General features: G+C 63.5%; 21 protein-coding genes and 1 pseudogene. 13 read left to right on the forward strand and 9 right to left on the reverse strand.

Annotated features, from left to right (window positions below; all coding sequences use genetic code 11):
- Positions 1–51 precede the first annotated feature (51 nt).
- Positions 52–1,842: a tetratricopeptide repeat protein gene (locus IEX50_RS16150; RefSeq protein WP_157177841.1), complete on the reverse strand. Its 1,791-nt coding sequence runs from the start codon at positions 1,840–1,842 to the stop codon at positions 52–54.
- A 672-nt stretch (positions 1,843–2,514) separates the two neighbouring features.
- Here IEX50_RS16150 and IEX50_RS16155 point away from each other — a divergent pair.
- The 3 genes from IEX50_RS16155 to IEX50_RS16165 all read left to right on the forward strand — a co-directional run bounded on the left by IEX50_RS16155 (position 2,515) and on the right by IEX50_RS16165 (position 3,940).
- The gene (locus tag IEX50_RS16155; RefSeq protein WP_157177862.1) at positions 2,515–2,787 is read left to right on the forward strand and encodes a PadR family transcriptional regulator; all 273 of its coding nucleotides are present in this window, start codon (positions 2,515–2,517) and stop codon (positions 2,785–2,787) included.
- Positions 2,784–3,425 carry a hypothetical protein gene (locus IEX50_RS16160; protein ID WP_157177840.1) on the forward strand — a complete coding sequence of 214 codons (642 nt, stop codon included), beginning with the start codon at positions 2,784–2,786 and terminating at the stop codon, positions 3,423–3,425. The genes IEX50_RS16155 and IEX50_RS16160 overlap by 4 nt, the downstream gene beginning before the upstream one ends.
- A gap of 125 nt (positions 3,426–3,550) precedes the next feature.
- Entirely contained in the window at positions 3,551–3,940 is a 390-nt protein-coding gene (locus tag IEX50_RS16165; protein ID WP_157177839.1) for a hypothetical protein, read from the forward strand.
- Positions 3,941–4,400: 460 nt separating this feature from the next.
- Here the strand turns inward: IEX50_RS16165 and IEX50_RS16170 are convergent, their stop codons facing one another.
- Positions 4,401–5,918 carry a hypothetical protein gene (locus IEX50_RS16170; protein ID WP_157177838.1) on the reverse strand — a complete coding sequence of 506 codons (1,518 nt, stop codon included), beginning with the start codon at positions 5,916–5,918 and terminating at the stop codon, positions 4,401–4,403.
- A 448-nt stretch (positions 5,919–6,366) separates the two neighbouring features.
- Positions 6,367–7,101, reverse strand: a complete 735-nt coding sequence (locus IEX50_RS16175) for an SDR family oxidoreductase (protein ID WP_157177837.1) — start codon at positions 7,099–7,101, stop codon at positions 6,367–6,369.
- A 91-nt stretch (positions 7,102–7,192) separates the two neighbouring features.
- Here IEX50_RS16175 and IEX50_RS16180 point away from each other — a divergent pair, with 91 nt between their 5' ends.
- Positions 7,193–8,086 carry an AraC family transcriptional regulator gene (locus tag IEX50_RS16180; RefSeq protein ID WP_157177836.1) on the forward strand — a complete coding sequence of 298 codons (894 nt, stop codon included), beginning with the start codon at positions 7,193–7,195 and terminating at the stop codon, positions 8,084–8,086.
- A gap of 249 nt (positions 8,087–8,335) precedes the next feature.
- On the opposite strand, the gene IEX50_RS16185 is transcribed toward IEX50_RS16180, so the two are convergent.
- Positions 8,336–9,316: a GlxA family transcriptional regulator gene (locus IEX50_RS16185; RefSeq protein WP_229674121.1), complete on the reverse strand. Its 981-nt coding sequence runs from the start codon at positions 9,314–9,316 to the stop codon at positions 8,336–8,338.
- 279 nt (positions 9,317–9,595) lie between these two features.
- On the opposite strand from IEX50_RS16185, the gene IEX50_RS16190 reads away from it, so the two are divergent.
- On the forward strand, positions 9,596–10,432 hold the full coding sequence (locus tag IEX50_RS16190; RefSeq protein WP_157177834.1) for an alpha/beta fold hydrolase: 837 nt from the start codon (positions 9,596–9,598) through the stop codon (positions 10,430–10,432).
- A 361-nt stretch (positions 10,433–10,793) separates the two neighbouring features.
- Here IEX50_RS16190 and IEX50_RS16195 read toward each other — a convergent pair whose 3' ends face one another.
- Positions 10,794–11,666, reverse strand: coding sequence for an SDR family NAD(P)-dependent oxidoreductase (locus IEX50_RS16195; RefSeq protein WP_157177833.1), 873 nt, complete (start codon positions 11,664–11,666; stop codon positions 10,794–10,796).
- 78 nt (positions 11,667–11,744) lie between these two features.
- Here IEX50_RS16195 and IEX50_RS16200 point away from each other — a divergent pair, with 78 nt between their 5' ends.
- The 6 genes and pseudogenes from IEX50_RS16200 (at position 11,745) to IEX50_RS16225 (ending at position 17,402) form a co-directional block, all read left to right on the forward strand.
- Positions 11,745–12,665, forward strand: a complete 921-nt coding sequence (locus tag IEX50_RS16200; protein WP_184075338.1) for a LysR family transcriptional regulator — start codon at positions 11,745–11,747, stop codon at positions 12,663–12,665.
- 316 nt (positions 12,666–12,981) lie between these two features.
- A pseudogene (locus tag IEX50_RS16205) lies at positions 12,982–13,394 on the forward strand (VOC family protein).
- A 645-nt stretch (positions 13,395–14,039) separates the two neighbouring features.
- Complete coding sequence (locus tag IEX50_RS16210) at positions 14,040–14,948, forward strand: ABC transporter ATP-binding protein (protein ID WP_157177831.1); 909 nt, start codon at positions 14,040–14,042, stop codon at positions 14,946–14,948.
- Positions 14,945–15,697, forward strand: a complete 753-nt coding sequence (locus IEX50_RS16215; protein ID WP_157177830.1) for an ABC transporter permease — start codon at positions 14,945–14,947, stop codon at positions 15,695–15,697. The genes IEX50_RS16210 and IEX50_RS16215 overlap by 4 nt, the downstream gene beginning before the upstream one ends.
- Before the next feature lie 11 nt (positions 15,698–15,708).
- Complete coding sequence (locus IEX50_RS16220) at positions 15,709–16,800, forward strand: sensor histidine kinase (protein WP_198350728.1); 1,092 nt, start codon at positions 15,709–15,711, stop codon at positions 16,798–16,800.
- Positions 16,797–17,402, forward strand: a complete 606-nt coding sequence (locus IEX50_RS16225) for a response regulator transcription factor (protein WP_157177828.1) — start codon at positions 16,797–16,799, stop codon at positions 17,400–17,402. Before IEX50_RS16220 ends, IEX50_RS16225 begins: the two co-directional genes overlap by 4 nt.
- A 112-nt stretch (positions 17,403–17,514) precedes the next feature.
- On the opposite strand, the gene IEX50_RS16230 is transcribed toward IEX50_RS16225, so the two are convergent.
- Complete coding sequence (locus tag IEX50_RS16230; RefSeq protein WP_157177827.1) at positions 17,515–18,153, reverse strand: glutathione S-transferase; 639 nt, start codon at positions 18,151–18,153, stop codon at positions 17,515–17,517.
- 329 nt (positions 18,154–18,482) lie between these two features.
- Between IEX50_RS16230 and IEX50_RS17580 the strand changes: the two genes are divergently transcribed.
- Positions 18,483–18,746, forward strand: a complete 264-nt coding sequence (locus tag IEX50_RS17580; protein ID WP_229674123.1) for a hypothetical protein — start codon at positions 18,483–18,485, stop codon at positions 18,744–18,746.
- Positions 18,747–18,782: 36 nt separating this feature from the next.
- On the opposite strand, the gene IEX50_RS16240 is transcribed toward IEX50_RS17580, so the two are convergent.
- Positions 18,783–19,136 carry an alcohol dehydrogenase catalytic domain-containing protein gene (locus IEX50_RS16240; RefSeq protein ID WP_229674125.1) on the reverse strand — a complete coding sequence of 118 codons (354 nt, stop codon included), beginning with the start codon at positions 19,134–19,136 and terminating at the stop codon, positions 18,783–18,785.
- Positions 19,137–19,758: 622 nt separating this feature from the next.
- On the opposite strand from IEX50_RS16240, the gene katG reads away from it, so the two are divergent.
- The gene (gene katG, locus IEX50_RS16245) at positions 19,759–21,945 is read left to right on the forward strand and encodes a catalase/peroxidase HPI (RefSeq protein WP_229674126.1); all 2,187 of its coding nucleotides are present in this window, start codon (positions 19,759–19,761) and stop codon (positions 21,943–21,945) included.
- Between the two features lie 524 nt (positions 21,946–22,469).
- Here katG and pnuC read toward each other — a convergent pair.
- Positions 22,470–23,063, reverse strand: a complete 594-nt coding sequence (gene pnuC / locus IEX50_RS16250) for a nicotinamide riboside transporter PnuC (protein ID WP_157177824.1) — start codon at positions 23,061–23,063, stop codon at positions 22,470–22,472.
- The gene (locus IEX50_RS16255) at positions 23,060–24,172 is read right to left on the reverse strand and encodes a phosphotransferase enzyme family protein (RefSeq protein WP_157177861.1); all 1,113 of its coding nucleotides are present in this window, start codon (positions 24,170–24,172) and stop codon (positions 23,060–23,062) included. The genes pnuC and IEX50_RS16255 overlap by 4 nt, the downstream gene beginning before the upstream one ends.
- Positions 24,173–24,187 lie beyond the last annotated feature (15 nt).

A 24,187-nucleotide genomic window follows, 5' to 3' on the forward strand; every position in this document is an offset into this window, starting at 1 on the left:
CCGCGGCAAGGCATCCGACTTGGCAGCGGCGGTGCGCTGAGGCCACGTTGGTCAGTTCGCGGGCAGCGTAGCGATCAGCGCCGCTGCCTGCGAACGTTCGGGCGATTCATATGGCCCCAGCGTGATCGGGCGCAGCACGGTGCGTGCTGTTGCCGCTTGACCGCGCGCAGCGAGGACCCGGCCGAGCATCAGCCGAGGGCCAGGCGACGCCGGCACGCGCTCCACGACGCGCGACAGCCCGTCCGCCGCGATTGCCGGCGGCGTGACGCCGGCGTCGAGCCAGCTGAAGCCATAGGCGAGCAGCGGTAGCACCGCATCGGTATCGGCGCGGTTGGCACGTCCGATCGTCGTGCGTGCGATACCCAGCGCCGGCGAGCGTTGCGCTTGCGGAAGAGCGGCGGCACGTATCACCTGCGCCATACCCTTCCATGCCAGCGCCCGCGGATCGCCCGGCACCAGCGCAAGCGCTCGATCCGCCGCCGCTTCGCAGGTAGCCGCACTGTCACTGCGGCATTCGGCCTCGGCGACCAACAAGTGCGGCCCCGCCTCCGACGGAAAGCGTTCAGCGTCGCGACGGAGCCGTTCGCGCCAGCCGTCGCGCGCCGCCACCGCCCGTTCACGGTCGCGCGTCATGCGTTTGGTGACTTCGGGCGACGCGTCGGGATCGGGCAGCGGCGGCAGGTCGACACGCGCACCGAGTTCCAGCCGGCCCTTGATGAACGCGGCTTCGCCGAGGCTGACGCGGCGCACCAGCGGCACCTCGCCCGATGCGACGGGCAATTCGATCCGGAAATAGGGTTTACGCTCGCTGTGGTAACGCCGCACCTCGCGCGAAAGCGTCGGCAGGTCGCCGAACACCTGCGCTGCCTCCGCCTGCGACGCTCCACTACCGAGCGCGGCAAGGTAGCGCCGCACCTGTGGCCTGCGATCGTCGGAGAAGAACAGATAATGTGTGAGCAGCCATGCGTGGAACGGCGTCCATTCGCTCCGCTCAGGGCTGTCGAGATAGCGGCCGTCGAACAGGCGTTCGAGCGGATAGCCGCCGTAGAAGCGGATTACCCGGTCGCTGTTCTCCGGCGCGCGGCCATATTCGATCACCCGTCCGTCACGGATCGTCATCGTCGAGAAGAGTTGCCCGAACCCGTCGAGATACCAACGTGGATAGGCGCCAGGAAAATAGGTCATCAGCCAGTGCTGCGCGAACAACGAATACAACATGGACGTGGCCGGAACCGCGACCGAGAGTTCGTTGGGCTGCGGCACGCCGAACGCACTGTCGGCCAGGCCGAGCAGCGGCACGACGCCCGCCACCTGCGCACCGCCAGCCCCCGGCTGCAGGCCCGGAACGATTCCCGTCAACGCGCTCAAATTCAACCCTTGCTGCAGCACGGCCGTCTGGTCGAAACGACTTGACGCCATCACCGCGCCTTCGTCACGCGGATCGTAATACCGTGCGATCATGAACGGGCGCGCGAACGGACCCTGCTGCCAGCGGGTGTTGCGAAGGTCCATCGCCTCGAAGTCCGCGAGCCCCCCGATGAGCGTGATGCGCAGCTTGACCGTGTCGTCGTCCGATCCGCGCCCCATCAACCCCGCCAACAGCAGATGCAGCGTTTCCAGGTTGCGGGCCATGCGTATCAATTCGGCCTCGCTGCCATCGCTCAGCACCCGCACATGGGTCGTTTCCGCTTCGCGCCATTGACTTGGACGGCTCCGAACACCGGTGACCAGGATCTCTGACGATGATGGTAGCGTCGCCGGCGCTTCCCCCTGCAGCACCGCCTCTGCCGCGGCGGGCACCGCTGCGCACGCCAGTAGCGTCAAAAAGGTAAAACGCCGCATCAGATTATCTCCGACAAACTGCCTTGCACTGGTACATCATGGTCGGCGATTCTGTGCAACAGTCGCCGTCGAGTGACGGATCTACAGCGTGCATACGGTACCTAGCCAATTTCTATTGGCGTCGCTGACGTGGACTGTTCGGCACTTACAGGTGCGACTGGATCGCCAACCACACCATTGCGAACTAATTATCATGACACATCCACTTCCTGGGCCGTCTTCCCCTGCTTGAATGCGGCAAGCTTAGCGACCCGGCGTTGCCGAAGTGGCATGCATCGCAAACTGAGCAACCGATCGCAGACGCGACGCCGTTCTTTGACTGACTCAGAAGGCGACGTGCCCAATTGCAGCTAAATCCACACTAACCCAAAAGGCGACGTTCCGGACGCTCTTCCTCCTCGCCGAAAGCCGCCTTTCGTTCATATCCAGTTCTTCTCGGATCGTCCGTTGGGCGACCGCCGGCTTTTGGAGACACATGTTCCATAACCTACCGGCTGATTGGCTTGACATCGACGCACAGCAAGGCCGCGTGTCACAGCGCGAGCAGACAGGTTCGGAGCAAAAACTGGAACACCCGCACGATCGCGACAGCTCAGATTAGCTGGAGGTTGACGGACCGGCCTGATTACGTCGAGTAGGAGGATGAGCCGTAGTCGCCGACCATCGAAGCAAATGTTGGTTCTCCTGGGCGCGTTTTCCGCGCGGACCCAGACTTGGCGACATGGCTATGATCTGATGAAGGAAACCGGGCTCAGGTCGGGGACGCTGTACCCGCTCCTGATGCGCATGACCGACCAGGGGCTTGTCGAAGCTGAATGGCGCGAGCCCGAACGACCCGGTCGCCCGCCTCGCCACGTATATCGCCTGACCGCGTCGGGGGCCGCGTTCGCGACGACGGCAACGCCGGTCCACTCCCTCTCGTCTAAAACGACCGCAACAGCGTGACGGCTTTCGTTTCACGCATCGTCATGTCCGTGGCCGCCCGGTGTCTTGGCGCGGATCGCCAGGAATGGGCAATGGCCATGGAGGCGGAGTTTGAGGCGGCAGTCGACGATGGCGAACCGTTTGCCTATGCGATCGGATGCCTGACGGCGGCTTGCCGCGGAATGGTGCGGCAGGACGAAGGACGTCTTGCGCTTGCAAATTATACGCTCGCGCTCGGTCTGCTCATACCCATGGCAGTCGTGCAATTCGAGCAGGCCATGAAAGTCTTCCTGTCTTTGGGACACGGTTCGCCTCACGCCCTCCTGGCATCGGGCGTCGGTCAGAATCCCTACCTGACATGGTCCCAGAACAGCGCCCTACCGATATTACTGCTCATGTGGCTTCTGCCCGCTACGGCGCACCTCGGTCTCGCATGGGTGGTCGTCGAGAAGGATTGGCCAAATGTGGTGAAGTTCGGCGCCCTCATCGGCGCGACGATGATGACGTTGTGGCTCTTCACGGCCATATTGATACTGGATCTGTCGCCCCTGGCTGCGCAAGTGACGCGGCTGGCCGTCGAGTTGGCAGGCGTTCTCACAATCGCTCAATGGCACGCCCGCATCGCTTCAACCACCGTGCGCGAAGATCCCCGCTCCTAGGCGCGAGGCCCGTTCTGCTGAGTACCAAGCGGTCGACCACCACCCCAAAAAGATCGCCTTGACCAATAAATCTACATATGTCGTTATACGGCTCTGTCTGAGGATTTTGCCGAGGGGGAGCGAATATGCGGCGCGGAGTTACCTCTGGGGTCATTGCGGTCGGCGTTGCGGTCTTCGTCGCCCTCCTCGTCATCCCGCGCGGGCCTGCCGCAGTAGCCGGTGAGAACGGCACATTCGCAAACGACTGTTGCGGCACGTTCGCTCTGTCCAACGGCAAGATGGTGCTGAACGGCCAGCGAACTGTGCGCTACACGGTCGCCACAGACGGTGAAGGACCATATATTCTACCGCTTACGGATGTGGGCACCATGCCCGATCACGGGTTTGCCGTGGATGGGTCGCGTTCGGTGCGCAAGCTGCGGCTCGACAGACTCCCGAACCCTACCCGCATCACACTCTATGAGGGCCTGATCCCTTATATCTTCAAAAGACAGGCCCCGCGGCTTCGCAACTAAGGTTGGTGGCGAGACGGCAATATTTGTTTGTCGGCTCCCACGCGCAGAGCGCTGCTCCGTGCGCATCTCGTGCGCGTCTGATTTCGAAGCATCGGTCGTAGGACTGAGGATTTCGGAGCGGGCCAGCAACAGCCATACGCGATGACCCATAGCCGGACATTCCAGGCGCCTTTCTCGCTTCCCCACTTCAGCCGTTTACGGGCAAGCGCCAGACAATAGAGACGCGATCGATCAACCCCCAACAATCATAGCTGAACAAACGTCCGGTCACGACGGTTGCTGCTCAAAGCCGCCGGTTCTCTTCTCTCCAAACTCGGGGCATTCCGCAGGAGGATCGATATATGTCCGCTATCGCTCAGAGGCGGACTGTTCGCTAAACCCCGACATCAGTCGCTTTTTGCAACCGCTTCGCTACTTAATTCCGGACGTTCATTCACAATAGAAGGAACGAACCCTAGTGTTACTTGCCTGCGACTTCACGCAGGAACCAGGATTCGACCGCTTTATCGTCACGGATGTCCCCAGGGAAGCGTATCGACGGCACTTGCGACACATTGTCGTCACGAATACGACCGTCGCGCGTCATTGCCGCGATCATGACGGTGGCCTGCTTGCTGGGCAGTTCGATATCTACGGCAGTGCCCGAGCGGCTGTCCACAGTGGTTGGCAGTCCGATCTGACGCACGCCGGGGAACCGCTTCAATTCGTCGACGAACCCAATACAGGCGCTCCCGCAGCCATAATCCGTGAGGACGTAGACTTTGGCGTGGACCGGGCTAACCGGTGGCGTCCCGCTGGCGGGGAATGGGATAGGCATCGACCGGAAAATCTGCCGGCCCGACGCGATAGCCTGTTTCTGGAGCCTGTCGTTGGCGGCATCATTGATCTCATATAACGGGTCCGCCGGTTGCTTGAGGTTGCTTGCCTCCGACACATCCTCTTGATCAAGCTTCAGATAGGCCGGTGACAGGCGATAGACCGCGCGGATGTGCAATCGTTCAGTTGCGTAATGATCGGCATATTCCTGGCCGTAGAGCCCACGCAGGTACGCCATGAACCAGTTATAGGGGCCGCCTCCGTTGCCCCGTACGTCGAGCACGATGAAGCCCTTGGTTCGAAGAGCCGGCGCAGCATCGATCGCCGCGTGGAACGCCCTGGCCTGCGCGGCATCTTCGGGCTGGAAGTAGCCGAGCTTCACCCAGGCTCCGTCGCTGCCGACCAGTCGTGTGCTGACCTCGGGGACGCGGGCACCCCGCCACGAACGCTGAATTGGATTGATGTCCTTCAACGGTGCCGGCGTCCAGTCCAGCGCGACGGATCGGCCACCGATGGTGCATTGCGCCGGCCGTGGGCGAAGTGGACTGCCGCGATCAACAAAGAGCCGCAGTGCCGCCTCGTTGCGGGCGACCTCCAATGTGTCAGGCAGCCCGACTTCGTACTGTGAAATGGTTGCGATCCACCACGACATTGGCTTGCCATCGCAGGCCGACACTTCGGCACTATCGATGACATTCGCCTGCCGCGAAGCCGTGATGTGGTAGGCGCCGTTATCGAACCGGGCGAGAAACCCCGGCCAGTTCGACGGGACTGGCTTCGACGGATCGAAGCGGATGGCGACGTGGGCATCCTGAAAAGCGGCGGTCAGATGACTGAGCACGGCCCGGTAGCCAGCCTCGTCACGGACCAGCGGAAGTTCGGCTTGGACGCTCGCGAGCGTGCGGTCGAACCATGTGCGCCAGCGCGCAGGGTCCGGGTAGGCAGCGTAGATGTAATTCTGGCGCAAGGCTTCAGCGAAGGCGCCGAGATCGATCTGTGTCCGCTTCCGCCACGCTTCGGCCGATAGGGAAGCAGGTGGGACGCCTTGCGAACCTTTGGCCCGGACGGCGGCGGCGGGCTGGCTATGCGCCTGGGCAGATTGTGCTGCGACAACTGCGCAACCAAAGAAAACGGCGGCGATTGCGCGAATAAGAATAGGCATGCTTCATGCTTAGTGGGTCTGCGAACTTTGAAAATACCTGATCCTCCACCATGTGCGGCGTAACGCAATGTGTGACAGGATGGCTGTCCGCTTCAAGAACGAGCGTTCAGGTCGAACCATGCTCGATTGCTCTCCGGGTGAGCAAACCCTCGATGCCTGACCCTCCGGATTGAATTCAGCCGGCATTGGTTTGATGCTCCAAAGCGGCTGTTTCGCTCACCACTACTTTGGGCATAACGCTGTCGCATAAGTCCCGATATTCGAGACGTTCGAAACTTAGACTATTCGCGATGCGCTCGCACTCCCACCTCTCAGTCGTCAGCAGCCCATTTCGTCAAAGGCCAATCGGAAACGAAGTTTTGGGGAAAACGGCTAAGCTTAGACAGCCCCCCCCCCGGGGGTCTGTCCGGCTGTCAGGATTGCCGTTGCAGATCGGAGCGGTTGACCTTCAACTTTGAGCCGTCGGGCGGATCACGATGCTTCCAACATCGACGTCTGCAGGCTGCTCGATGGCGTAGAGAATGCCGCGGGCGATCGCCTCGGGTGGGATCGCGATCGCGCCGAGCCGGTCGGACACCGCTGCCTTCGCGGCCTCGTCGGTGATGCCGTCCATGAAGTCGGTTGCGATGACGCCTGGTGAGATCTCCGTTACGCGGAGGTTGGGTCCGGCTTCCTGGCGCAGGATTTCGGTCGCGGTGCGGACCGCGTTCTTGGTCGCCGCGTAGACGCCCATCATCGGCGACATCTGGATGCCCGCCACCGACACGATGTTGATGATGTGGCCGCTTTCCTGTCGGGCAAATACCGGGAGCGCCGCGGCGATGCCGTAGAGCGTACCGCGAAGATTGACGTCGATCATCGCATCCCAATCGTCGACGCGCAGCGCGTCGAAGCGCGAGATCGGCCCGATCCCGGCGGCGTTGACGAGCGTGTCCAGCCTTCCGCCCTGACTGACCGCAACGGCGACGAATTCTTCCAGATCGCTCCGACGCCGGACATCGATCGGCTTGCAGATCGCCGTGCCGCCAGACGCCGCGATGTCCGCGGCCAACGAGGCCAGCGCCTGTTCATCGCGCCCGCCCAGGACCACCGTCATGCCATGTCCTGCGAGCAGCTTGGCCGTGGCGCGGCCGATGCCGCCGCTCGCACCCGGAATGGCGACAACTTTACTTTCGTTTCTCATTGCTCGTCTCCTTCGTTCGTCAGAAGATCTAGGCAATGATAACGAGACGATCTATCCTAGAACGTCTACATCCTTGTAGCGAGCGTCTAATATGGCCGGCGATCCCCTCTCAAACATTCTCGACGTGCTCGGTGCGCGGATGGGGCGCCAAACGAGGATGGAGGCGGCGGGACGGTGGGCGCTCGAATTTCCGGCGGTCGAGCGATTGAAGTTCGTCGCCATGCTGCGTGGCAGTCAGTGGCTGCTGCTTCCCGGAGGCGTGGCGCACCAGCTCAACGAAGGCGATGTCTGCCTGATTGGTCGCACAGCCTATCGAACGGCGAGTGCGCCTGATGTCGAGCCGGTCGACGGTCAACCCTTTTTCGAGCATGGCGACGTTGCCCGAATTGGCGGTGCCGATATCGTCGCGATCGGCGGAACTGTCACCGTCGCCCCCGGGCTCGCCGATTTCTTACTCGACGTGCTTCCAGACTTCATGATGGTGCCGAAAGAGGCTGCGGGTTCGTCGAGCGTGGCGACGATCCTGGCACTGCTCGGCGCCGAGATCGAGCGGGACGAGGTTGGCGGCGAAGTCGTCAGCGCACGGCTTGCCGACGTGCTGCTGGTCGAGGCGATACGCGCCTGCGCTGCACGCAGGGATGGTACCGGGATCGGCTGGCTCGGTGCGTTGTCAGACGATCGGCTTGGCCGCGCGCTTCGCGCCATCCATGCCGATGTCGCGCGGCCTTGGACCGTTGCCACTCTTGCTGGCGTAGCAGGTATGTCGCGCGCCGCCTTTGCCGCTGCGTTCGCTCGCAGGGTTGGCTACACACCGCTCGCCTATGTCCGTACGTGGAGACTGACGGTTGCGCGCGCTGCGATGCTGCGCGGTGGCAGGAACATTGGCGCGGTAGCGAGCGACGCGGGCTACGGCTCGCAGAGCGCGTTCGGCCAAGCCTTCAAACGCGCCTTCGGCGTCAGCCCGGGTGCAGTTGTGCTGACATGAATCTAGCCCGGGCTGGCCCACCCCGTGACACCAAGGACGGCCGAGGCTCTCCCGCTAGTCCATCGTTTGTGAGAAGGCCTCTATCGGGCATCTCACCTCCAAAAGTCTTCTGGCAATCCACCATCTGCCGCCATGACACTCTCGCAAGAACGGCAACATTCTATGCAGGGAGGTTCTCCCCTCCCCGGCTGTCTTGATCGATCTTCCTTTTCAGAAAAGTTGCTTGGACGGAGAGGCATCCACGTTGGCCTAATCCTTACCTTCACCTTCACCCGCGGCTTTGATCCGAACGCTGAAACGCTCGCGATATTGTGCCGGCGATAAGCCGGTGGTTCTGCGAAACAGACGCCGAAATGCGGCGGGATCGGCGTAACCGACCGACCACCCGATCTGATCCACGGCCTGTTTTGTGAGTTCGAGAGCATCGCGTGCTTTCATGACGCGAAGCTGTTGCTGATACTCCTTCGGTCGCAGGCCCGTGGCCTTCGAGAACCGCCTCAGAAAGGTCCGCTCCGTAAGACCGGCTACTGCAGCCAGGTCCGTGATCGAGCGGGTGTCGGCGCAATCGGCATGAATATGGTGCTGCACCGTCAGGACGGCTGCGTCGCCATGATCGAAGACCGGAACGAAGGAGGAGAACGCCCGCTGATCGCGGCGGGGCGGATCGACAAGCAGAAAGCGCGCGGTTGCGAGCATGACGCCTTGCCCGAGCAGCTTTGCGACGAGCGTCAGCCCCAGATCGGTCCACGCCAGGATGCCGCCGGCGGTCAGAATATCGCCGTCGTCGATGACCATGTTCTGGGTGGCCACCCTGACGTTCGGAAACCGCCGCGCGAGCGCCTCTGCGAAGGCCCAGTGCGTTGTGGCACGCCGATGGTCGATCAGCCCGGTCTCGGCCAGCACGAAAGCGCCGGCGCACACCGAACACAAGATACCGCCATCGGCATGTCGTGCGGCCATCCAATTCGAAGCCGTCGTCATGAGCTGCATCGATTCCGGCATGACGAGGCTCGGCGGCGCAATCGCGTGGCTGATCCGATGCGGCTTACTGGGACGACTGTCCCACACGCACACGACATCCGGTTCCTCCACGCGCCAGTGTGACACGCGGACAGTGCGAAGCGGCTTCTGCTCCAGTTCGCGCGCTGCGCATTCGCCTGCGATACGAAACAGGTCTGTCAGGCCGTAAACGGCGGCCAACTGGCAGTCCGGGTAGATCAGCAACGCCACCTCGGCAACGTCGGTATCGTTTGAAGGCATTTGTCACTTTCGGCTCGCTCAATGTCATAAATGCCACGCCTCATTTACCGCGAAATGTCCATATCCACCGCACGACGCGAGTTGCGTCGTCGCAACCAGATAAGTGAGGTTCGATTGACCCGACCCGATGCCATTTGGCCCGTAGCGACGCGGCGTAATCTGCTGATCGGGACTACGTCGGTCCTCGCCGCTTTGGCCCTGCCTTCCGACGCATTCGCACAAGCAATCCTTCACACCGGAGACTCTTCCATGAGCACAGGCTTCATCACGACCAAGGACGGCACCCAGATCTTCTACAAGGACTGGGGGCCGAAGACGGCGCAGCCCATCGTCTTTCATCACGGCTGGCCGCTCAGTTCCGACGATTGGGACAACCAAATGCTGTATTTTCTTGGTCTTGGATATCGGGTCATAGCACACGATCGACGTGGGCATGGCCGATCCGACCAGACGGACACCGGCAACGAGATGGACACCTATGCCGACGATGTCGCAGCACTCACGATCTCGTTGAACTTGCGCGATGCCGTTCACATCGGACACTCGACAGGTGGTGGCGAGGTGGCCCGCTATGTTGCGCGTGCCGAAAAAGGCCGCGTCGCAAAGGCGGTGCTCATCGGCGCGGTGCCGCCAATCATGCTAAAGACCGTAGCGAACCCGGAAGGGTTGCCGATGTCGGTGTTCGACGGCTTTCGCGCGGCACTCGTCGCCAACCGAGCACAATTCTACATTGACGTACCCGCAGGTCCCTTCTTCGGCTTCAACCGCCCCGGAGCGAAGGTCAGCCAGGGTTTGATCGACAATTGGTGGCGGCAGGGCATGACTGGTGGTGCCAAGCCGCAATATGATTGCATCAAGGCGTTTTCCGAAACCGACTTCACTGATGATCTGCGTGCGATCGAAGTGCCGGTCCTGGTCCTGCACGGTGAGGACGATCAGATCGTCCCGATTGCCGATTCGGCGCGTAAAGCCATCAAGTTGCTGCGGAAGGGTAGCTTGAAAACATATCCTGGTTTGCCTCACGGGATGGCCACCACGCACCCTGACATTATCAATCCCGACCTGCTGGCCTTCATCAAGACATGATGTCGCGACGCTGGATCGCAACTTGTCAGCCCTTCTGCGCCGTAGCGCCTCGCCGAACCTCGTGAAAAGCGAGCAACAGTGCGTTCCCGGAATACTAACGTTTCCGGGAACGCCGGAACGTCTGCGGACACTTAGTTTGAACGTTTTGACAATTGTCTGCCATCATCGTCGCGGCGGGATGCGACGCGGGCATTTGCCCTGGAGAGCGGCTTGCCAATGACATGATCGCCGTCAAATTAAGTCTTGACTATCATACCGCGGTCATCTGCGGCCCGAACGAACGCTAGGATCAAAACATCTGCATGATCCTAACGTCCGTCGTTGGAGCCGCCGGCATATCAGCGGCCCCCCTTCGAAATCGCTATCGGACTTTCAGTTTCAGCAGGTCTTCACTTCCAAAGGCTTGGTAGACACCAGCCGTTGCCTGAGCCGCCAGATCGTTCATCATGCCGACGGGCTCAGACATGCCGATAAAATCTACCACCGTCCGATGGGGCCGCTCGCCTGCGGGCGTATCGACCAGCGCCAGGATTGCGTCGGCCACCTTGGCCGGATCCTGTTCGGGCTTGGTGTCGAGCATCGCTTCGACTTGCGCCAGGGTCTGCGCTGGCGCATCCGCGGCCGGGCCATATCCTGACAAGCGCTCGGTATCTTCGGGACGCACCAGCGCTTCGATCCAGGTGGTCTTGAAACCGCCCGGCTCGACCAGAACGACGTCTACGCCGAACTGCGAAACCTCCACGCGATAGGCATCGCTCAGGCTCTCAAGCGCGAACTTGGTGGCGCTGTAAGGGCCGTAGAATGGCAAGGACAGCCGTCCCAGCAGACTCGAGATGTTGATGACGAGCCCCGTTTGCTGCGCCCGCAACGTGGGGAGTACGGCGCGCATCATGCGGTGCACGCCAACCACGTTGAGATCAAACAAGCGCATCAATTGCGCTGAGCTGTAGCCCTCGCTCAACCCGTGTGTCCCCACGCCTGCAATATTGGCGAGCACCTCGAGCCCGCCCAAAACCGCGAGCGCGGCTTCCGTGCCACGGGCAACACTGTCATCATCGGTTACGTCGATCTCGACCACCGTGGCGCCAAGCGCGCGAAGTGTGCTTGCCGCGTGGGCGTTTCGCCCGTCGGGTTCGCGCATGGCCGCAGCCAGTTGGTGGCCCGCCGCCAGCGCGCCTCGCGCCGCCAACATGCCGAAAGCACCGCTGGTGCCGGTCATCAGGATCCTAGCCATCGTCAATTCCCTTCCATGGACTGCGGACGGGACGTAGTCAGGTTGCCATTAGGTAAACAGCGGCCCAGAACTGAACATATGGTTCAAGAAAAGCAAACCATCGACCTGCATGACCTTCGCGCGTTCGCGAGCGTCGTTCGACATGGCGGGATCACTGCCGCCGCGCGTATGCACGGCTTGTCCAAATCGACGATTTCGGTGCAGCTAACGCGGCTGGAGGCACGGCTCGGCGTTCGCCTTCTCGAACGAACTTCCCGTCGCATTGCGCTGACCCGTGAGGGCGAGCAGCTTTTGCCCCGCATCCAGTCGATCCTGGCCGAGGCCGATCACCTGCTCGATGAAACACTCAGAGCGCGAACAGCGCCGCGCGGCACGGTGCGGATTGCGGTGCCGCCGGCGCTCGGCGGAGCGCTGCTCGAGCACCTCGTCCCGGCGCTGGCGGAACGCTATCCCGATATCGCGCTCATCGTCCACCCCAGCTACGATTTCGACGACGTCCAGGATCCCGCGTTCGATTTCGCAGTCAGGGTCGGGCGGGTCAGCGACGATGGCTTGGTTGCGGACGCGGTCGGATCCTTCGCGCGCATTCTCGTTTGTTCCTCAGCCTTTACCGTCGTGCCATCCGAGATCACCAAGCTGGACACAACACCGTTGCTGGCCTTCTCGGGAAAGTCGACGCACATCGACTGGCAGCTGTGCAAGACGGACGGCTCCGGAGAGCAGGTCACGCTGGATCGCGCCGCGAAGATCTCCGTGCGCGACTTCGATGCGTTGCTGCGGCTGGTCCGGGCGGGTCACGGAATCACGATGGTTCCAGATTTCATGGTGCGCGACGATCTGCTGAACCGACGGCTCGTGCACGTTCTTCCTGACTGGCGATCGCCACCTGTCGACGTACTATTGGTTTATCGGGTCGGCACTGCCCGCGTCAGCAGGGTCGCGGCGGTACTCGAGGAAGCGCGTCGCGCGGTCGTCAGCGTACTTGGGCAACACGCCTAAGCTTTCAGACGGCGTCGTTTCTCAGGGTCTAGGGCAGCTGATCGCCACTTTTTCGATAGTCAGCGCCCGCAACCGCCGATGACGCGCCATTCAACGCATCGGTGTTGGATAAGCGAAGCCAGCGACGGAAACGGTTGGCCCATCAGCCGTCCATATTTCTTCACCAAATTGTCGCAGCATTCTCGCCCCCCATGTCGCACCGAACTTCAGAGCGCCCCGAACGCGATGGGTCGTGGGACCAACGGCGTTCCCGCTAAGCGTTCGCTTGTAGAAACGAAGCACGGATCAGGTAGCTTGCCCGGGGAGGTGCTCGCTAATGCACGTAACAGGGATCAACCACATCACGTTGGCCGTAAGCGACATGAAGCGTTCGCTGACCTTCTATCGCGTGTCTTAGGCTTTGAGGCGCGAGCGTTATGGTCGGAGGGCGCTTATCTGGAAGCAGGTTCGTTGTGGCTTTGCTTGTCGCTCAATGCGCAGGCCCGATCCTCACCGCATCCCAATTACAGCCATATCGTCTTTGCCGTCGAAGAAGCTGATTCGACGAGCCTGAGCGCCCGCCTGAACGCCGAGTGCGGGATTTGGCAGCAGGACAGGAGCGAGGGAGCCTCGACATATTTCCTCGATCCCGATGGTCATAAGCTGGGAATTCATGTTGGATCGCTTCAATCGCGGCTTCAGCATTACCGCGAGAACCCCGCAAACGGAGTTCGCGTTCTCGATAATTGACGGCTTCTGGGAAGGCCAATGCCTCCCCGATCAACGATCGTTTTCGGGAAGGTGCCCATCGGGCCGCTCGCTTTGAAAAATCTCCTCGCAGTCCACCACCTGGCACGATGACGCTGTCGCAAAAGTGCCGACATTCGAGACGTCCGAAACTTAGCAGTTTCGCAACTGCGCCTAACGAAGGTCGACACAGTCCGGTTCGGTTCCAGCTAAACCGGATCCCAAACGGCTAACCGCACCGAAGACCAAGACATATCGCGTTGCAAGAGTGCCCGAAATGTGAACCCGTTGTTGGTCAGATTCTGAGAAAGGCCTTGGTCGCGTCTGACCCTCATTTGGTCTTCGCCGTTAAATTGGCCCCTCTAGAAGCCGGCCACTCGTTAATCTCGCCTTTGCCGCCATCTACATTTGTAAAGATCCGGTCGGTCGACTGTCCGCCGTCCGGGCCCGACGGAGGGATTGCGGGTTAGCCGGGTCGATCGCGTCGGTCTGCCTCCCGCCGCGTGCGTCAAGCGACTCCCGTTGCGTTACCAACGTCGCGGCGGCCCTCGCCTGACAAATGTCACCCGGCCGGGATGACAGCCGACACTGCATCCCGCCCGCCGCGTCCTGCATGACCCAGTCGACACGATAGGGGAGCGCAACGAAATGCAGGACGATCTTTCCGCCATTGCGACACTGGCGAAGGTGTCAAAACGGCTCGCCGGCAAGCCCGTGCTCGACGGCCTCACACTCAAGATCCGCGCTGGCGAAGTCACCGCACTGCTCGGCCCGAACGGTGCGGGCAAGACGACCAGCGTGGGGCTGCTCACCGGGCGGCTGCAACCGGATACCGGGACCGTTCGCCTGTTCGGGCTCGACCCGACCCGCCCGGCGGCGCGCAGCCGGATGGGCGTCATGCTGCAATCCGCGGGGCTGCCCGACGTCATGACCGTGTTCGAACTCGTGACGCTGCAATCCGGCTACTATCCCAATCCGCGCCCCGTTGCCGAAACGCTGGCGATCGCCGGCCTGTCCGATTTGGCGAAGCGACGCTGCGGGGCGCTGTCCGGCGGGCAGGCACGGCGCGTCCATTATAGACTGGCGATCTGCGGCCGACCCGCGCTGCTCGTCCTCGACGAACCAACTGCGGCACTGGACCGCGTATCGCGACAGGCGCTCTGGGCCACGGTCCGCGCCGCCGCCGATGACGGAACCGCGATCCTGCTGACCACCCACGACCTGGCCGAGGCGGACGCGCTCGCCGACCGCGTGCTCGTCATGGACCGTGGCCGGATCGTCGCGGATGACAGCCCCGCCGCACTCCGCGCGCGGGCCGGCGGATCGGTCGTCCGCTGCCGCACCATGCTACCCCCCGCCCTTCTGCTCGCGCTGCCCGCGGTACGCGAGGCCGGCCCGGACGGGACTGACCAGCGCATCATTACCGGCGACGCGGTCGCCACCGTCCGCGCGCTGTGCAGCGCCGACCCGAACCTCGCCGATCTCCGCATCGCGGATGCGGCGCTCGAAGACGCTATCGCCGCCCTGCTCGGCCCGGACCGGAGGATCGCCGCATGACTGCCGCCGCCCTCCCCACCGGCATCTGGCGGCGCGAGGCCGTCGCCGAACTCAAGCGTTCGTGGCGGCTGCCGCAATTCCTGCTGCCCACGGTCCTGACCCCCGCCGCCTTCTACGCGCTGTTTACACTGGCGATCAGTCGCACGCCATCGCCCGCCGTCGCTGCCGCCAGCCTGGCAGGCTACGGCGTGTTCGCCGCGATTGGCCCGGCGCTCTTCGGCTTCGGCGCGGGTGTCGCAATGGAGCGCGAGCAGGGCCTGATCGAACTCAAGCGCGTTTCCCCGCTGCCCGCCGACGCGTTCGTCGCCGCCAAGCTGGTCGCCGCACTCGCCGCGACCGCCGCCGCGATCGCGATCATTTATCTCGCAGCGATCCTGGCCGGCGTGAGGCTTTCGGCCGGACAATGGCTGTTGCTAATCGCGCTCCATCTCGCCTCGACCCTCCCGTTCGGGCTGATCGGCCTCGGCCTCGGCATGCGGATGAGCGGCAAGGGCGCGGTCGCCGTCGCCAACGCGTTGTTCCTCGGGTCCGCCGTGCTGGGCGGGCTTTGGGTCCCCTCGACGATGCTGCCCGGCTGGATGCAGGCGGTCGGCCAGTTCGCGCCCTCCTACCATCTCGGCCAGCTGGCGCGCGCCATTGTAGGCGCCGACACAATTGGCAGCCCGGCCGTCCATCTGGTGGTCGCGCTCGCCATGACGCTGGCCGCCTCAGGATGGGCCTGGACCGGCTGGCGGCGGAGCCCCGCTTGACGGCCGCCCCCATGTCGCGCGACGTCGGCGCCATGCCAACCCCACCGCATAGAAGCTGGATCGAAGGGCCGCTGCCGTGGCTCGCCTATCTGCCCTTTTACGCGATGCCCTGGCTCTGGCAGCCACCGACCCCGACGGGCGTGGCGATCTCGATCATTGGCATCGCACTGTTCCTGCCTGTCTATCTGTACGGCTTCCGGCGGCGTGGCCGCCAGCAGGCGACTGCCGCTGCGGTGATCCTGGTCATCGGCCTGATGCTCGCGCCGTTCGGCGGGAGCTGGACAGTCTTCTCAATCTACGCCGCCGCGATGGTGGGTTACCTCCAGCCGCCTCGCGCCGCGGTCCTGGCGATCCTCGGCATCGCCGCGATCACCGCCGCGGCGGGCATTGCATGGGAGCAAGCCCTGGTCTCTTGGCTGCCCGGCGTGTTGCTGCTTCTCCTGACGGGCTTCGGCAATTTTTCGCGCGAGGCCTTCTACGACCGTACCCGGGCATTGCTCGCGTCGCAGGAGGAAGTCCGTCGCTTGGCCGGCACCGCGGAGCGCGAACGCATGGCGCGCGACCTGCACGATGTCGTCGGCCGCACGCTGACGCTGATCGCCCTGCGCGCCGACCTCGCGGTCAAGCTCGTGCCCGGTGACACCCCCGCTGCGGAGGCGGAGATGCGCGCCGTCGCCGACATCGCGCGCACCGGCCTCGCCGAGGTTCGCGCCGCGCTGTCGGGCACCGCAGGCGACAGCCTGCGCCACGAAGCGGAATCCTCGCGCGGTGCGCTGGAGGCCGCCGGCATCACCGCGACGCTGACCGGCGATATCGAGGCGATCCCCGTCAATGCCGGCGCTGTGCTGGCCATGACCTTGCGGGAGGCCGTGACGAATGTGATCCGCCATTCCGATGCGCGCACCTGCCGCATCGAATTCACGACCGATACGGCCACCGCCGGCCTGGCTGTCGCCGACGATGGGCGCGGCGGCTCGTTCCGCGAAGGCCACGGCCTGACCGGTATGCGACAGCGCCTGTCGGCGGCTGGCGGGACATTCTCGATCCATATGCTGACACCTGGCACACGCCTCGTCGCGCATGTGCCGGCAGCGACCGCATGATCCGGATCGTCATCGCGGAGGATCAGGCGCTCGTCCTCGGTGCGATCGCCGCCCTGCTTGGCTTCGAACCCGACATGACCATCGCCGGTCGCGCGGTCGACGGCGATACTGCTCTGGCGCTCGTGCGCGACCTCACCCCCGATATCCTGCTGACCGACATCGAGATGCCGGGGCGCGGCGGGATCGACGTTGCCGCCCGGATCGCCGCCGAACAACTCGCCACCCGCGTCGTCATCGTCACCACCTTCGCCCGCCCCGGCTACCTCGCGCGCGCACGCGCCGCCGGGGTGCGCGGCTACCTGCTCAAGGATACGCCGGTCGAACAGCTCGCCACCGCGATCCGGACCGTCGCGGCGGGCGGCCGTGCGATCGCTGCCGATCTGGCCGCCGCCGCATGGGAAATCGGCGATGATCCGCTGACCGACCGCGAACGCGACGCGCTCCGCCTGGCCGAGGAAGGCCTCCCCAACCGCGAGATCGGCGTCCGCCTCGCGCTCTCCCCCGGGACGGTCCGCAACTACTTGTCCGATGCGGCCGCCAAGCTTGGCGCGAGCAACCGCATCGAGGCCGGTCGGATTGCTAGGGGAAACGGCTGGCTGTGATAGCGGAGCAGACCCAGATACGGACGTTCAAGGGCTATTAGCAACTTACGAAATCCGACGTCCGTTCATCCAAGTCTGATGACGATTTTAATCATCTTGGATCGACCAACGCTCAATCATGCAAGGAGCCGGCCACGATGGTGGGTGTGTCTCCCGGAGACCAGGGAGCAACGCGATACATGATCCTGGCGAACAGTTCCGACGCGATGTGTTTTGCGAGCCATGCTTTGAGACAAGGAAGCGGCTGCGCGGCGAACCAGTCTTGATCGACGCCTGCAAACTGCCTGACGAACGGCATGATGGCGGCGTCCGCAAGCCCCTGCACTGCGCCGCAAAGCTGGCCGGCAACCGCAATCCTTGCTTCAAGCTCTTGCAGGAAGCGAAGGCCGTTGTCGCGATGCCAAGCGGGCGCGGAACCATGACGGGCAGGATATTTATACCGATCCAGCTCGCGCTTGAACATGCCGTCATTGGTGGCAATGAGTGTGGGATCGTCCCGTAAGAGCCAACCCTGAGGATCTCGATCCTCGAGCGCCCAACGCATAATGGCGAGACTTTCCCCGATCACCACTCCATCCGCGGTTTGGAGTACGGGAACCGTGCCTTTTGCCGAAATGGTCAGCAATTCTGAAGGCTTGTTGGACAGCCGGACCTCGCGAAGCTCGTAAGGAACCCCACCAACGGCCAACGCTAATCTGGCCCGCATGGCATATGGGCAGCGACGGAAGCTGTAGAAGACGTGGTTGGCCATGACCCTTCTATGCTGTGCGGGACAGTCTCGCGAAAGCTCAACTTCCGCGCCAACTGGACCAAACCGTGGATGCTCGGCCGCCCTCATTCGATCGGTCGCGCTGCACAAAGACCGCACACCACGCGCGCTAGAAATCCGCAGCCGCCCCATCCGTCCTCGACGCCGCCCAACTACGTCGATTTCCCCTTATGAAGTGACGCGGAATGCGGTTCGTATTTTGATACAAGGGCGCGATCGCCACCGCGCTGGTCGCGCTGTTTGATGCGCTGTTCCCCATTGATTTCCCGGGCGCGGTCATTGGCGGCTTCGCGGTCGCGTGGATCGGTGGTGTGCTGCTCGGCCGACCGGATGTCCGCCGCAATCGCCGCGCCTGGATCGCACTTGCCGACGCGGCGCTGTTCGCCGCCGCGCTCGTCTACGATCCGGGCCTGCTTGCGTGGGCGTTGTTCTGGTGCGCGCTGTCGATGGCCGCGCTGCTGTTCCTCCACGCCATTTATGCTGCTTCGTGCAACGGCAATCCCTTGTCCACCTTGACCAGTGAACGCCGCGAGACGACGGCATGGCCCGCGAAGGGGGAAACGCCGAGATGGTGATGGACAGCACCGCCCTCGCCATGCAGCCGCACGCCATCACCAAGCAACGTTCCCGCGCCATTCGCCGCCGCACCCGGCGCGCATAAAGCCGGACGTCCTTCGGCGCAGGGGCAGGCAATGTCCGCAGCTCGGCATGAACACCATCACGACATGATCGCCGACCGTAAGATCGTTCACATCCTCGCCGAGCTCTTCGACGATTCCGGCAGCTTCATGACCGAGCGCCATTGGTAGTGGGCGCGGACGATCGCCGTTGATCACCGAAAGATCGGAATGGCACAGCTCCCGCCGCGGCGATGCGGACAAGCGCTTCGCCCTTTCCCGGCGGATCGAGATCGAGCGTTTCACTATGAAGCGGCCTGCTAGCCGCATATAGTGGAACGGCGCCACGCGCACGCAGGACGGCAGCTTGGATTTTCATGCTACTCTCCTTTCGGTTTGCGGGATGATCGGCAAGCGAAAAGGGTGGGGACGCTACCCGACCTTCGAGTATTCCATGGAAGGTTTTTGCGCGCCGGGTGCCTGCTCGCGCGATCGCAGGCGATGGATGGCGGCGCGGGCTTGGAGACGGCGGCACGGGTAACGATGTACCTAGCGACGATCCGCACCATGTCACGGAGCACAACGCCGAGTGACAGGCTCGGCCTGCCAATTTATGGTCGTATTTGACCGACAGGTTGCCACTCCCGGCGCCTTACGGGCTCCCGCCTTCGAACGTTCATTCATCGGGCCCAACCCGCAAGCCGAGCAGGCGGACTTCGCAGAACCCGAACGAGAACATGTTTTTAGAAGTGAGAGTCGCGGTTTCACGGAGCTGGCCGCTATCGCACTCGCGCCTGGCTCTATCGTTCCTTTAACGCGCACTCTCTGATCGACCGACCTGATCGGCCTATCCCGTATAATCGATTGGACAGACGACGGTTGGACGCCCACCCTTGGCAGTGGAATTGTTACCAATCGAGAGGACGCCGAGATGGCCGATTACGACAAGCCTCGCGAGAGCGGTTGCCCAATGAGTCCGCAAGGTGGCGGCGAGGTCAAGGCCCGCTCGCTGCTGGGCCGCACGAACAAGGATTGGTGGCCCGATGCGCTGCCGATCGACATGCTTCACCAGCATGGTGTCTCGCCCGACCCCATGGGCGACGAGTATGATTACGCCGAAGCGTTCCAGGCGCTGGACTATGCCGCGCTGAAGGCGGACCTGACCGCGCTTATGACGGACAGCAAGTCCTGGTGGCCCGCGGACTACGGCCACTACGGCCCGTTCATGATCCGCATGGCATGGCACGCTGCCGGAACCTACCGGGTGACCGACGGTCGCGGCGGGTCGTCCTCGGGTCAGCAGCGGTTCGAGCCGCTCAACTCCTGGCCGGACAACGGCAACCTCGACAAGGCGCGCCGCCTGCTGTGGCCGCTCAAGCAGAAGTACGGCAAGAACATCAGCTGGGCCGACCTGTTCATCCTGGCTGGCAACGTCGCCATCGAAAGCATGGGCGGACCGGTGTTCGGCTTCGCCGGCGGCCGCAAGGACGTTTTCGCGTCCGAAGGCGACACGTTCTGGGGCGCCGAGGAGATCTGGGTCAACGAAGGCGCACAGACGCGCCTCAGCGAGGATATGCCCGAGCTGGAAGGGCCGCTCGCGGCGATCCAGATGGGGCTCATCTACGTCAATCCGGAAGGCCCGGGCGGTGATCCCGATCCGCTTGGCTCGGCGCGCGACATGAAGGCGACGTTCCAGCGGATGGCGATGAATTCGGAGGAAACCGTTGCGCTGACCGCGGGCGGCCATGCCTTCGGCAAGTCGCACGGTGCAAAGTCGGCGCCGCACTTCAAGAGCCCGTCGTCTGAGGCCGTGCATGCGCAGGGTCTGGGCTGGCTGACCGACAGCGAGGAGATCGGCCTGGGTCATATCACGACCTCGGGCATCGAGGGCGCCTGGTCGAACAACCCGACGAAGTGGACCGGCGACTATCTCCGCCTGCTCTTCAAGTACGATTATGAGCTGACCGAGAGCCCGGCCGGCGCGAAGCAGTGGCAGCCGGTCAACCCAGCACCGGAGGACATGGCACCCGACGCGCGCGACCCGAACAAGCGCGTGCCGACGATGATGACCACTGCCGACATGGCGCTGAAGATGGACCCCGAGTTCCGCGAGATCGCACTCCGCTTCCGCGACGATCAGTCGGTGCTCGACGACGCGTTTGCGCGCGCCTGGTTCAAGCTGACGCACCGCGACATGGGTCCCAAGATCCGCTACCTTGGGCCGGAAGTTCCCGAGGAAACGCTGATCTGGCAGGATCCGGTACCCGAGGGCGTGCAGCCGTCGGACGCGGACATCGCGGCGTTCAAGGACGCCGTGCTGGCAAGCGGACTGACGATCGGGCAGCTGGTCAAGACCGCCTGGGCGTCGGCGTCGAGCTACCGCCGGTCTGACCACCGCGGTGGTGCGAACGGTGCACGCATCGCGCTCGCACCGCAGAAGGACTGGCCGGTCAACGAGCCGGAACAGCTGGGTCAGGTGCTGGCGAAGCTCAATGAACTGCGCGGTGACATGTCGTTGGCCGACGCGATCGTGCTTGCCGGTTCGGCGGCGGTCGAGAAGGCCGCGCGCGATGCCGGTCATGACGTTGCGGTGCCGTTCATGGGCGGACGCGGCGATGCGACGCAGGAGTGGACCGAGGTCGAGAGCTTTGCGTGGATGGAGCCGCAGGCCGACGGGTTCCGCAACTACCTGAAGACCCGTCACCCGGTGAAGACCGAAGAGTTGCTGCTGGACAAGGCGTCGCTCCTCGGGTTGTCCGCACCGGAAATGACCGTCCTCGTGGGTGGTCTGCGTGTCCTCGGCGCGAACTTCGGCGATGCACCCGAAGGCGTGCTGACCGACCGGAAGGGGCAGCTGACGAACGACTTCTTCGTCAACCTGCTCGACAACGAGACGTTCTGGGATCTGGTCGACACGTCGAGCGATGAGGAATTCATCGGTTACGATCGCGGCGGCCGCCACGAGAAGTGGCGGGCGACGCGCACCGATCTGATCTTCGGTTCGAACTCGCAACTGCGTGCGACCGCCGAAGTCTATGCCGAGAATGGTCACGAAGGTAAGTTCGTGCGTGACTTCATTCGCGCCTGGGTCAAGGTCATGAATGCCGATCGTTTCGACATCACGAACAAGCCTATCTCGTCCAACCAGGCGACGTAAGCGACGTTGGTGCGCGGATAAGCGCTGTTTCTCCGGACAAGGCCTCGGAAGACTGCAGCTTATCCGCAACCGGCCGGGTCTAACCTGAACAGTCGGGGATCTCGTTCCTGCCCGTTGATCGGCTTCAGTCGCTGTTAGTTGATGAGTCCGAGCAGTCGCCAGGGGCGGCTTCTCGGACTACGTCGTCACACTAACATGTACGTCCGCGATCATGGCTCCTGACAGTGGTTCGCGCGGCATGCGAACGTCGTGCCAAGCAAGTAACAGTTTCTCGGTTCAAGGTGAGCTAGAAAGGTCGTCTTCGCAGCTGCGATGTCGACCGCCAGCGGCAGCGAAGACCCAGAAATAGACGTTATAAGGCCTCTGACCGGCACTTGAAACCGGACGCTTGTTGACGCGCTTAGGGTCGCTTGTGTGGGTCGAACAAGCCCCTGGCGCAGGTCCAACTCGCTATTACTTATGCGGCGTCGAGCGACGGGAGGACCCCCGGTAACATCGTTGAGCTGGAACGACATGCTGTAAACCTACAGGTCCCGTCCATCGGGGTTGACGCCGTCGGGACTGAGATGTCTCGCCTGCCGCCACCCACGGTAACCTATCATCGCCAGCCCGATCATCACGGCGTAGAGTCCGGCCGTCAGCATCAGCCCTTTAACGACGAACATGCCGACATAGGCGATGTCCACCGCGATCCAGACCAGCCAGCTCTCACGGTGGCGACGCGCCGTCCAATATTGCGCGACTAGGCTGAAGCTGCTCAGCGTCGCGTCCATCCACGGCAACGCCGCGTCGGTATGGTGACTGGTGAACCATCCGATCGCCAGCGCACCGATCGCGCCCGCGGCGATCCCCGCCACCAGCCGCGAACGCCCCAGCGGCATCACGACGACTGCGCCGGTATCGTGCCTGCCGCGCGCCCAGGCGACCCAGCCGTAGAGAATGGCGACCGCGAACGCCGCTTGCAGCATCATGTCCGCATAGAGCCGCACGTCGAGGAACAGCTTGAAATACAGCCCGCAGGCGACGAGGTTCAGCGGCCAGCACAGCATGTTGCGCCGCGCTGTCAGCCAGATCGCCAGGAAGCTGGTCACGACGGCGGCGATCTCGAGCACCGTCATCGGGCACCCCCGCCCGCGCCGAGCCGGGCGAGAAAGTCCCGCCCCGGCGCCGACCGGAACCAGTCCGCATGGCCGAGCAGATACCCGTCCCAGGCAAGCGAAGCCGAGGCGGTATCGCCGAGGATACCGGCGAAATACGCGACCTCGGACATGGCGAATTCCAGGTGTACCAACGGCAGTAGCCGGACCACCGCGTCGATCGCGCCCGGCCCGAGCGGCAGGACGCTCGCATAACCCGCGATCAACGACCGCGCGGCCGGCGGGTCGGCAATGGCATCGTCCGCCCCCTGCCCCAGCCGCAGCCACGCGATCGCCGTCCGTTCGATCGCGATGGCCAGGTCGTGAACCGCGCAGCTGCGGTCGGCCAGCCCGAAGTCGAACACCGTTTCGACCGTCCCATCGTCCGACCACAAGAGGTTCGACGGATGCCAGTCATTATGCGTCCAAAGCGGCGGCTGATCGGCGAGGATCGTGGCCAGACCAACCCCCGACGCTGCGAAGAGCGCCGCCAGCTCCCGCCGCCACGCGCGCCCAGCCAAGAATGCGCCAAGCGCCGGACGTGCAGCGACATAGGCCTCGGCCGCGGCCAGTGGATCCGCGACCGGCAGGATCCCAAAGCTGGCGACCAACGGCTGGACCCCACGGGCGGGCGCGTCATATCCGACCGACGCCTGATGCAGCCGGGCCAGCGCGACGCCTGCGGCATAGGCATGGTCGCGCGATCGAAAGGGCGTCCAGGACGGCCGGTCGCGATACAGGTCGTGCCCCGCCCCCTGCCCGTGCAGTTCATAGGTCCAGTCGCCCAGCGCGACGACGCTGGCGCCATCCGCCGTACGCAGCACCGCCGGCACCGGCGTTCCCGCCTCCGTCAGATGCGCGATGAAGCGATGCTCCTCCACCAATCCCGCAACGTCACGGACCCGTCGGTCATGCCGCTTCAGCACGACTGCACCGTGCGTCGTATCGATCAACGTCGCGGCGGAAAATGGCCGCGGAGAATGCCAGCGCAACCCTTCGATCCGTCCAACCGTCGGAAACCGCGCCAGCACCGCGGCCGCCTCGTCGGGGGTAATGGCGGGCCAGGTCGGCGCCTCCATGGCGATCCCCATCCCGTGCACCAGGTG

The organism is Sphingomonas prati, from assembly GCF_014643515.1.
GTDB lineage: Bacteria > Pseudomonadota > Alphaproteobacteria > Sphingomonadales > Sphingomonadaceae > Sphingomonas_R > Sphingomonas_R prati.

Excerpts from the sequence above, each read along its gene's own strand:
- IEX50_RS16150 (WP_157177841.1), bottom strand. The coding sequence starts at position 1,842 with ATGCGGCGTTTTACCTTTTTGACGCTACTGGCGTGCGCAGCGGTGCCC.
- IEX50_RS16155 (WP_157177862.1), top strand. The coding sequence starts at position 2,515 with ATGTTGGTTCTCCTGGGCGCGTTTTCCGCGCGGACCCAGACTTGGCGA.
- IEX50_RS16165 (WP_157177839.1), top strand. The coding sequence starts at position 3,551 with ATGCGGCGCGGAGTTACCTCTGGGGTCATTGCGGTCGGCGTTGCGGTC.
- IEX50_RS16170 (WP_157177838.1), bottom strand. The coding sequence starts at position 5,918 with ATGCCTATTCTTATTCGCGCAATCGCCGCCGTTTTCTTTGGTTGCGCA.
- IEX50_RS16175 (WP_157177837.1), bottom strand. The coding sequence starts at position 7,101 with ATGAGAAACGAAAGTAAAGTTGTCGCCATTCCGGGTGCGAGCGGCGGC.
- IEX50_RS16180 (WP_157177836.1), top strand. The coding sequence starts at position 7,193 with ATGGCCGGCGATCCCCTCTCAAACATTCTCGACGTGCTCGGTGCGCGG.
- IEX50_RS16190 (WP_157177834.1), top strand. The coding sequence starts at position 9,596 with ATGAGCACAGGCTTCATCACGACCAAGGACGGCACCCAGATCTTCTAC.
- IEX50_RS16195 (WP_157177833.1), bottom strand. The coding sequence starts at position 11,666 with ATGGCTAGGATCCTGATGACCGGCACCAGCGGTGCTTTCGGCATGTTG.
- IEX50_RS16200 (WP_184075338.1), top strand. The coding sequence starts at position 11,745 with ATGGTTCAAGAAAAGCAAACCATCGACCTGCATGACCTTCGCGCGTTC.
- IEX50_RS16210 (WP_157177831.1), top strand. The coding sequence starts at position 14,040 with ATGCAGGACGATCTTTCCGCCATTGCGACACTGGCGAAGGTGTCAAAA.
- IEX50_RS16215 (WP_157177830.1), top strand. The coding sequence starts at position 14,945 with ATGACTGCCGCCGCCCTCCCCACCGGCATCTGGCGGCGCGAGGCCGTC.
- IEX50_RS16220 (WP_198350728.1), top strand. The coding sequence starts at position 15,709 with ATGTCGCGCGACGTCGGCGCCATGCCAACCCCACCGCATAGAAGCTGG.
- IEX50_RS16225 (WP_157177828.1), top strand. The coding sequence starts at position 16,797 with ATGATCCGGATCGTCATCGCGGAGGATCAGGCGCTCGTCCTCGGTGCG.
- IEX50_RS16230 (WP_157177827.1), bottom strand. The coding sequence starts at position 18,153 with ATGGCCAACCACGTCTTCTACAGCTTCCGTCGCTGCCCATATGCCATG.
- katG (WP_229674126.1), top strand. The coding sequence starts at position 19,759 with ATGAGTCCGCAAGGTGGCGGCGAGGTCAAGGCCCGCTCGCTGCTGGGC.
- pnuC (WP_157177824.1), bottom strand. The coding sequence starts at position 23,063 with ATGACGGTGCTCGAGATCGCCGCCGTCGTGACCAGCTTCCTGGCGATC.
- IEX50_RS16255 (WP_157177861.1), bottom strand. The coding sequence starts at position 24,172 with ATGGGGATCGCCATGGAGGCGCCGACCTGGCCCGCCATTACCCCCGAC.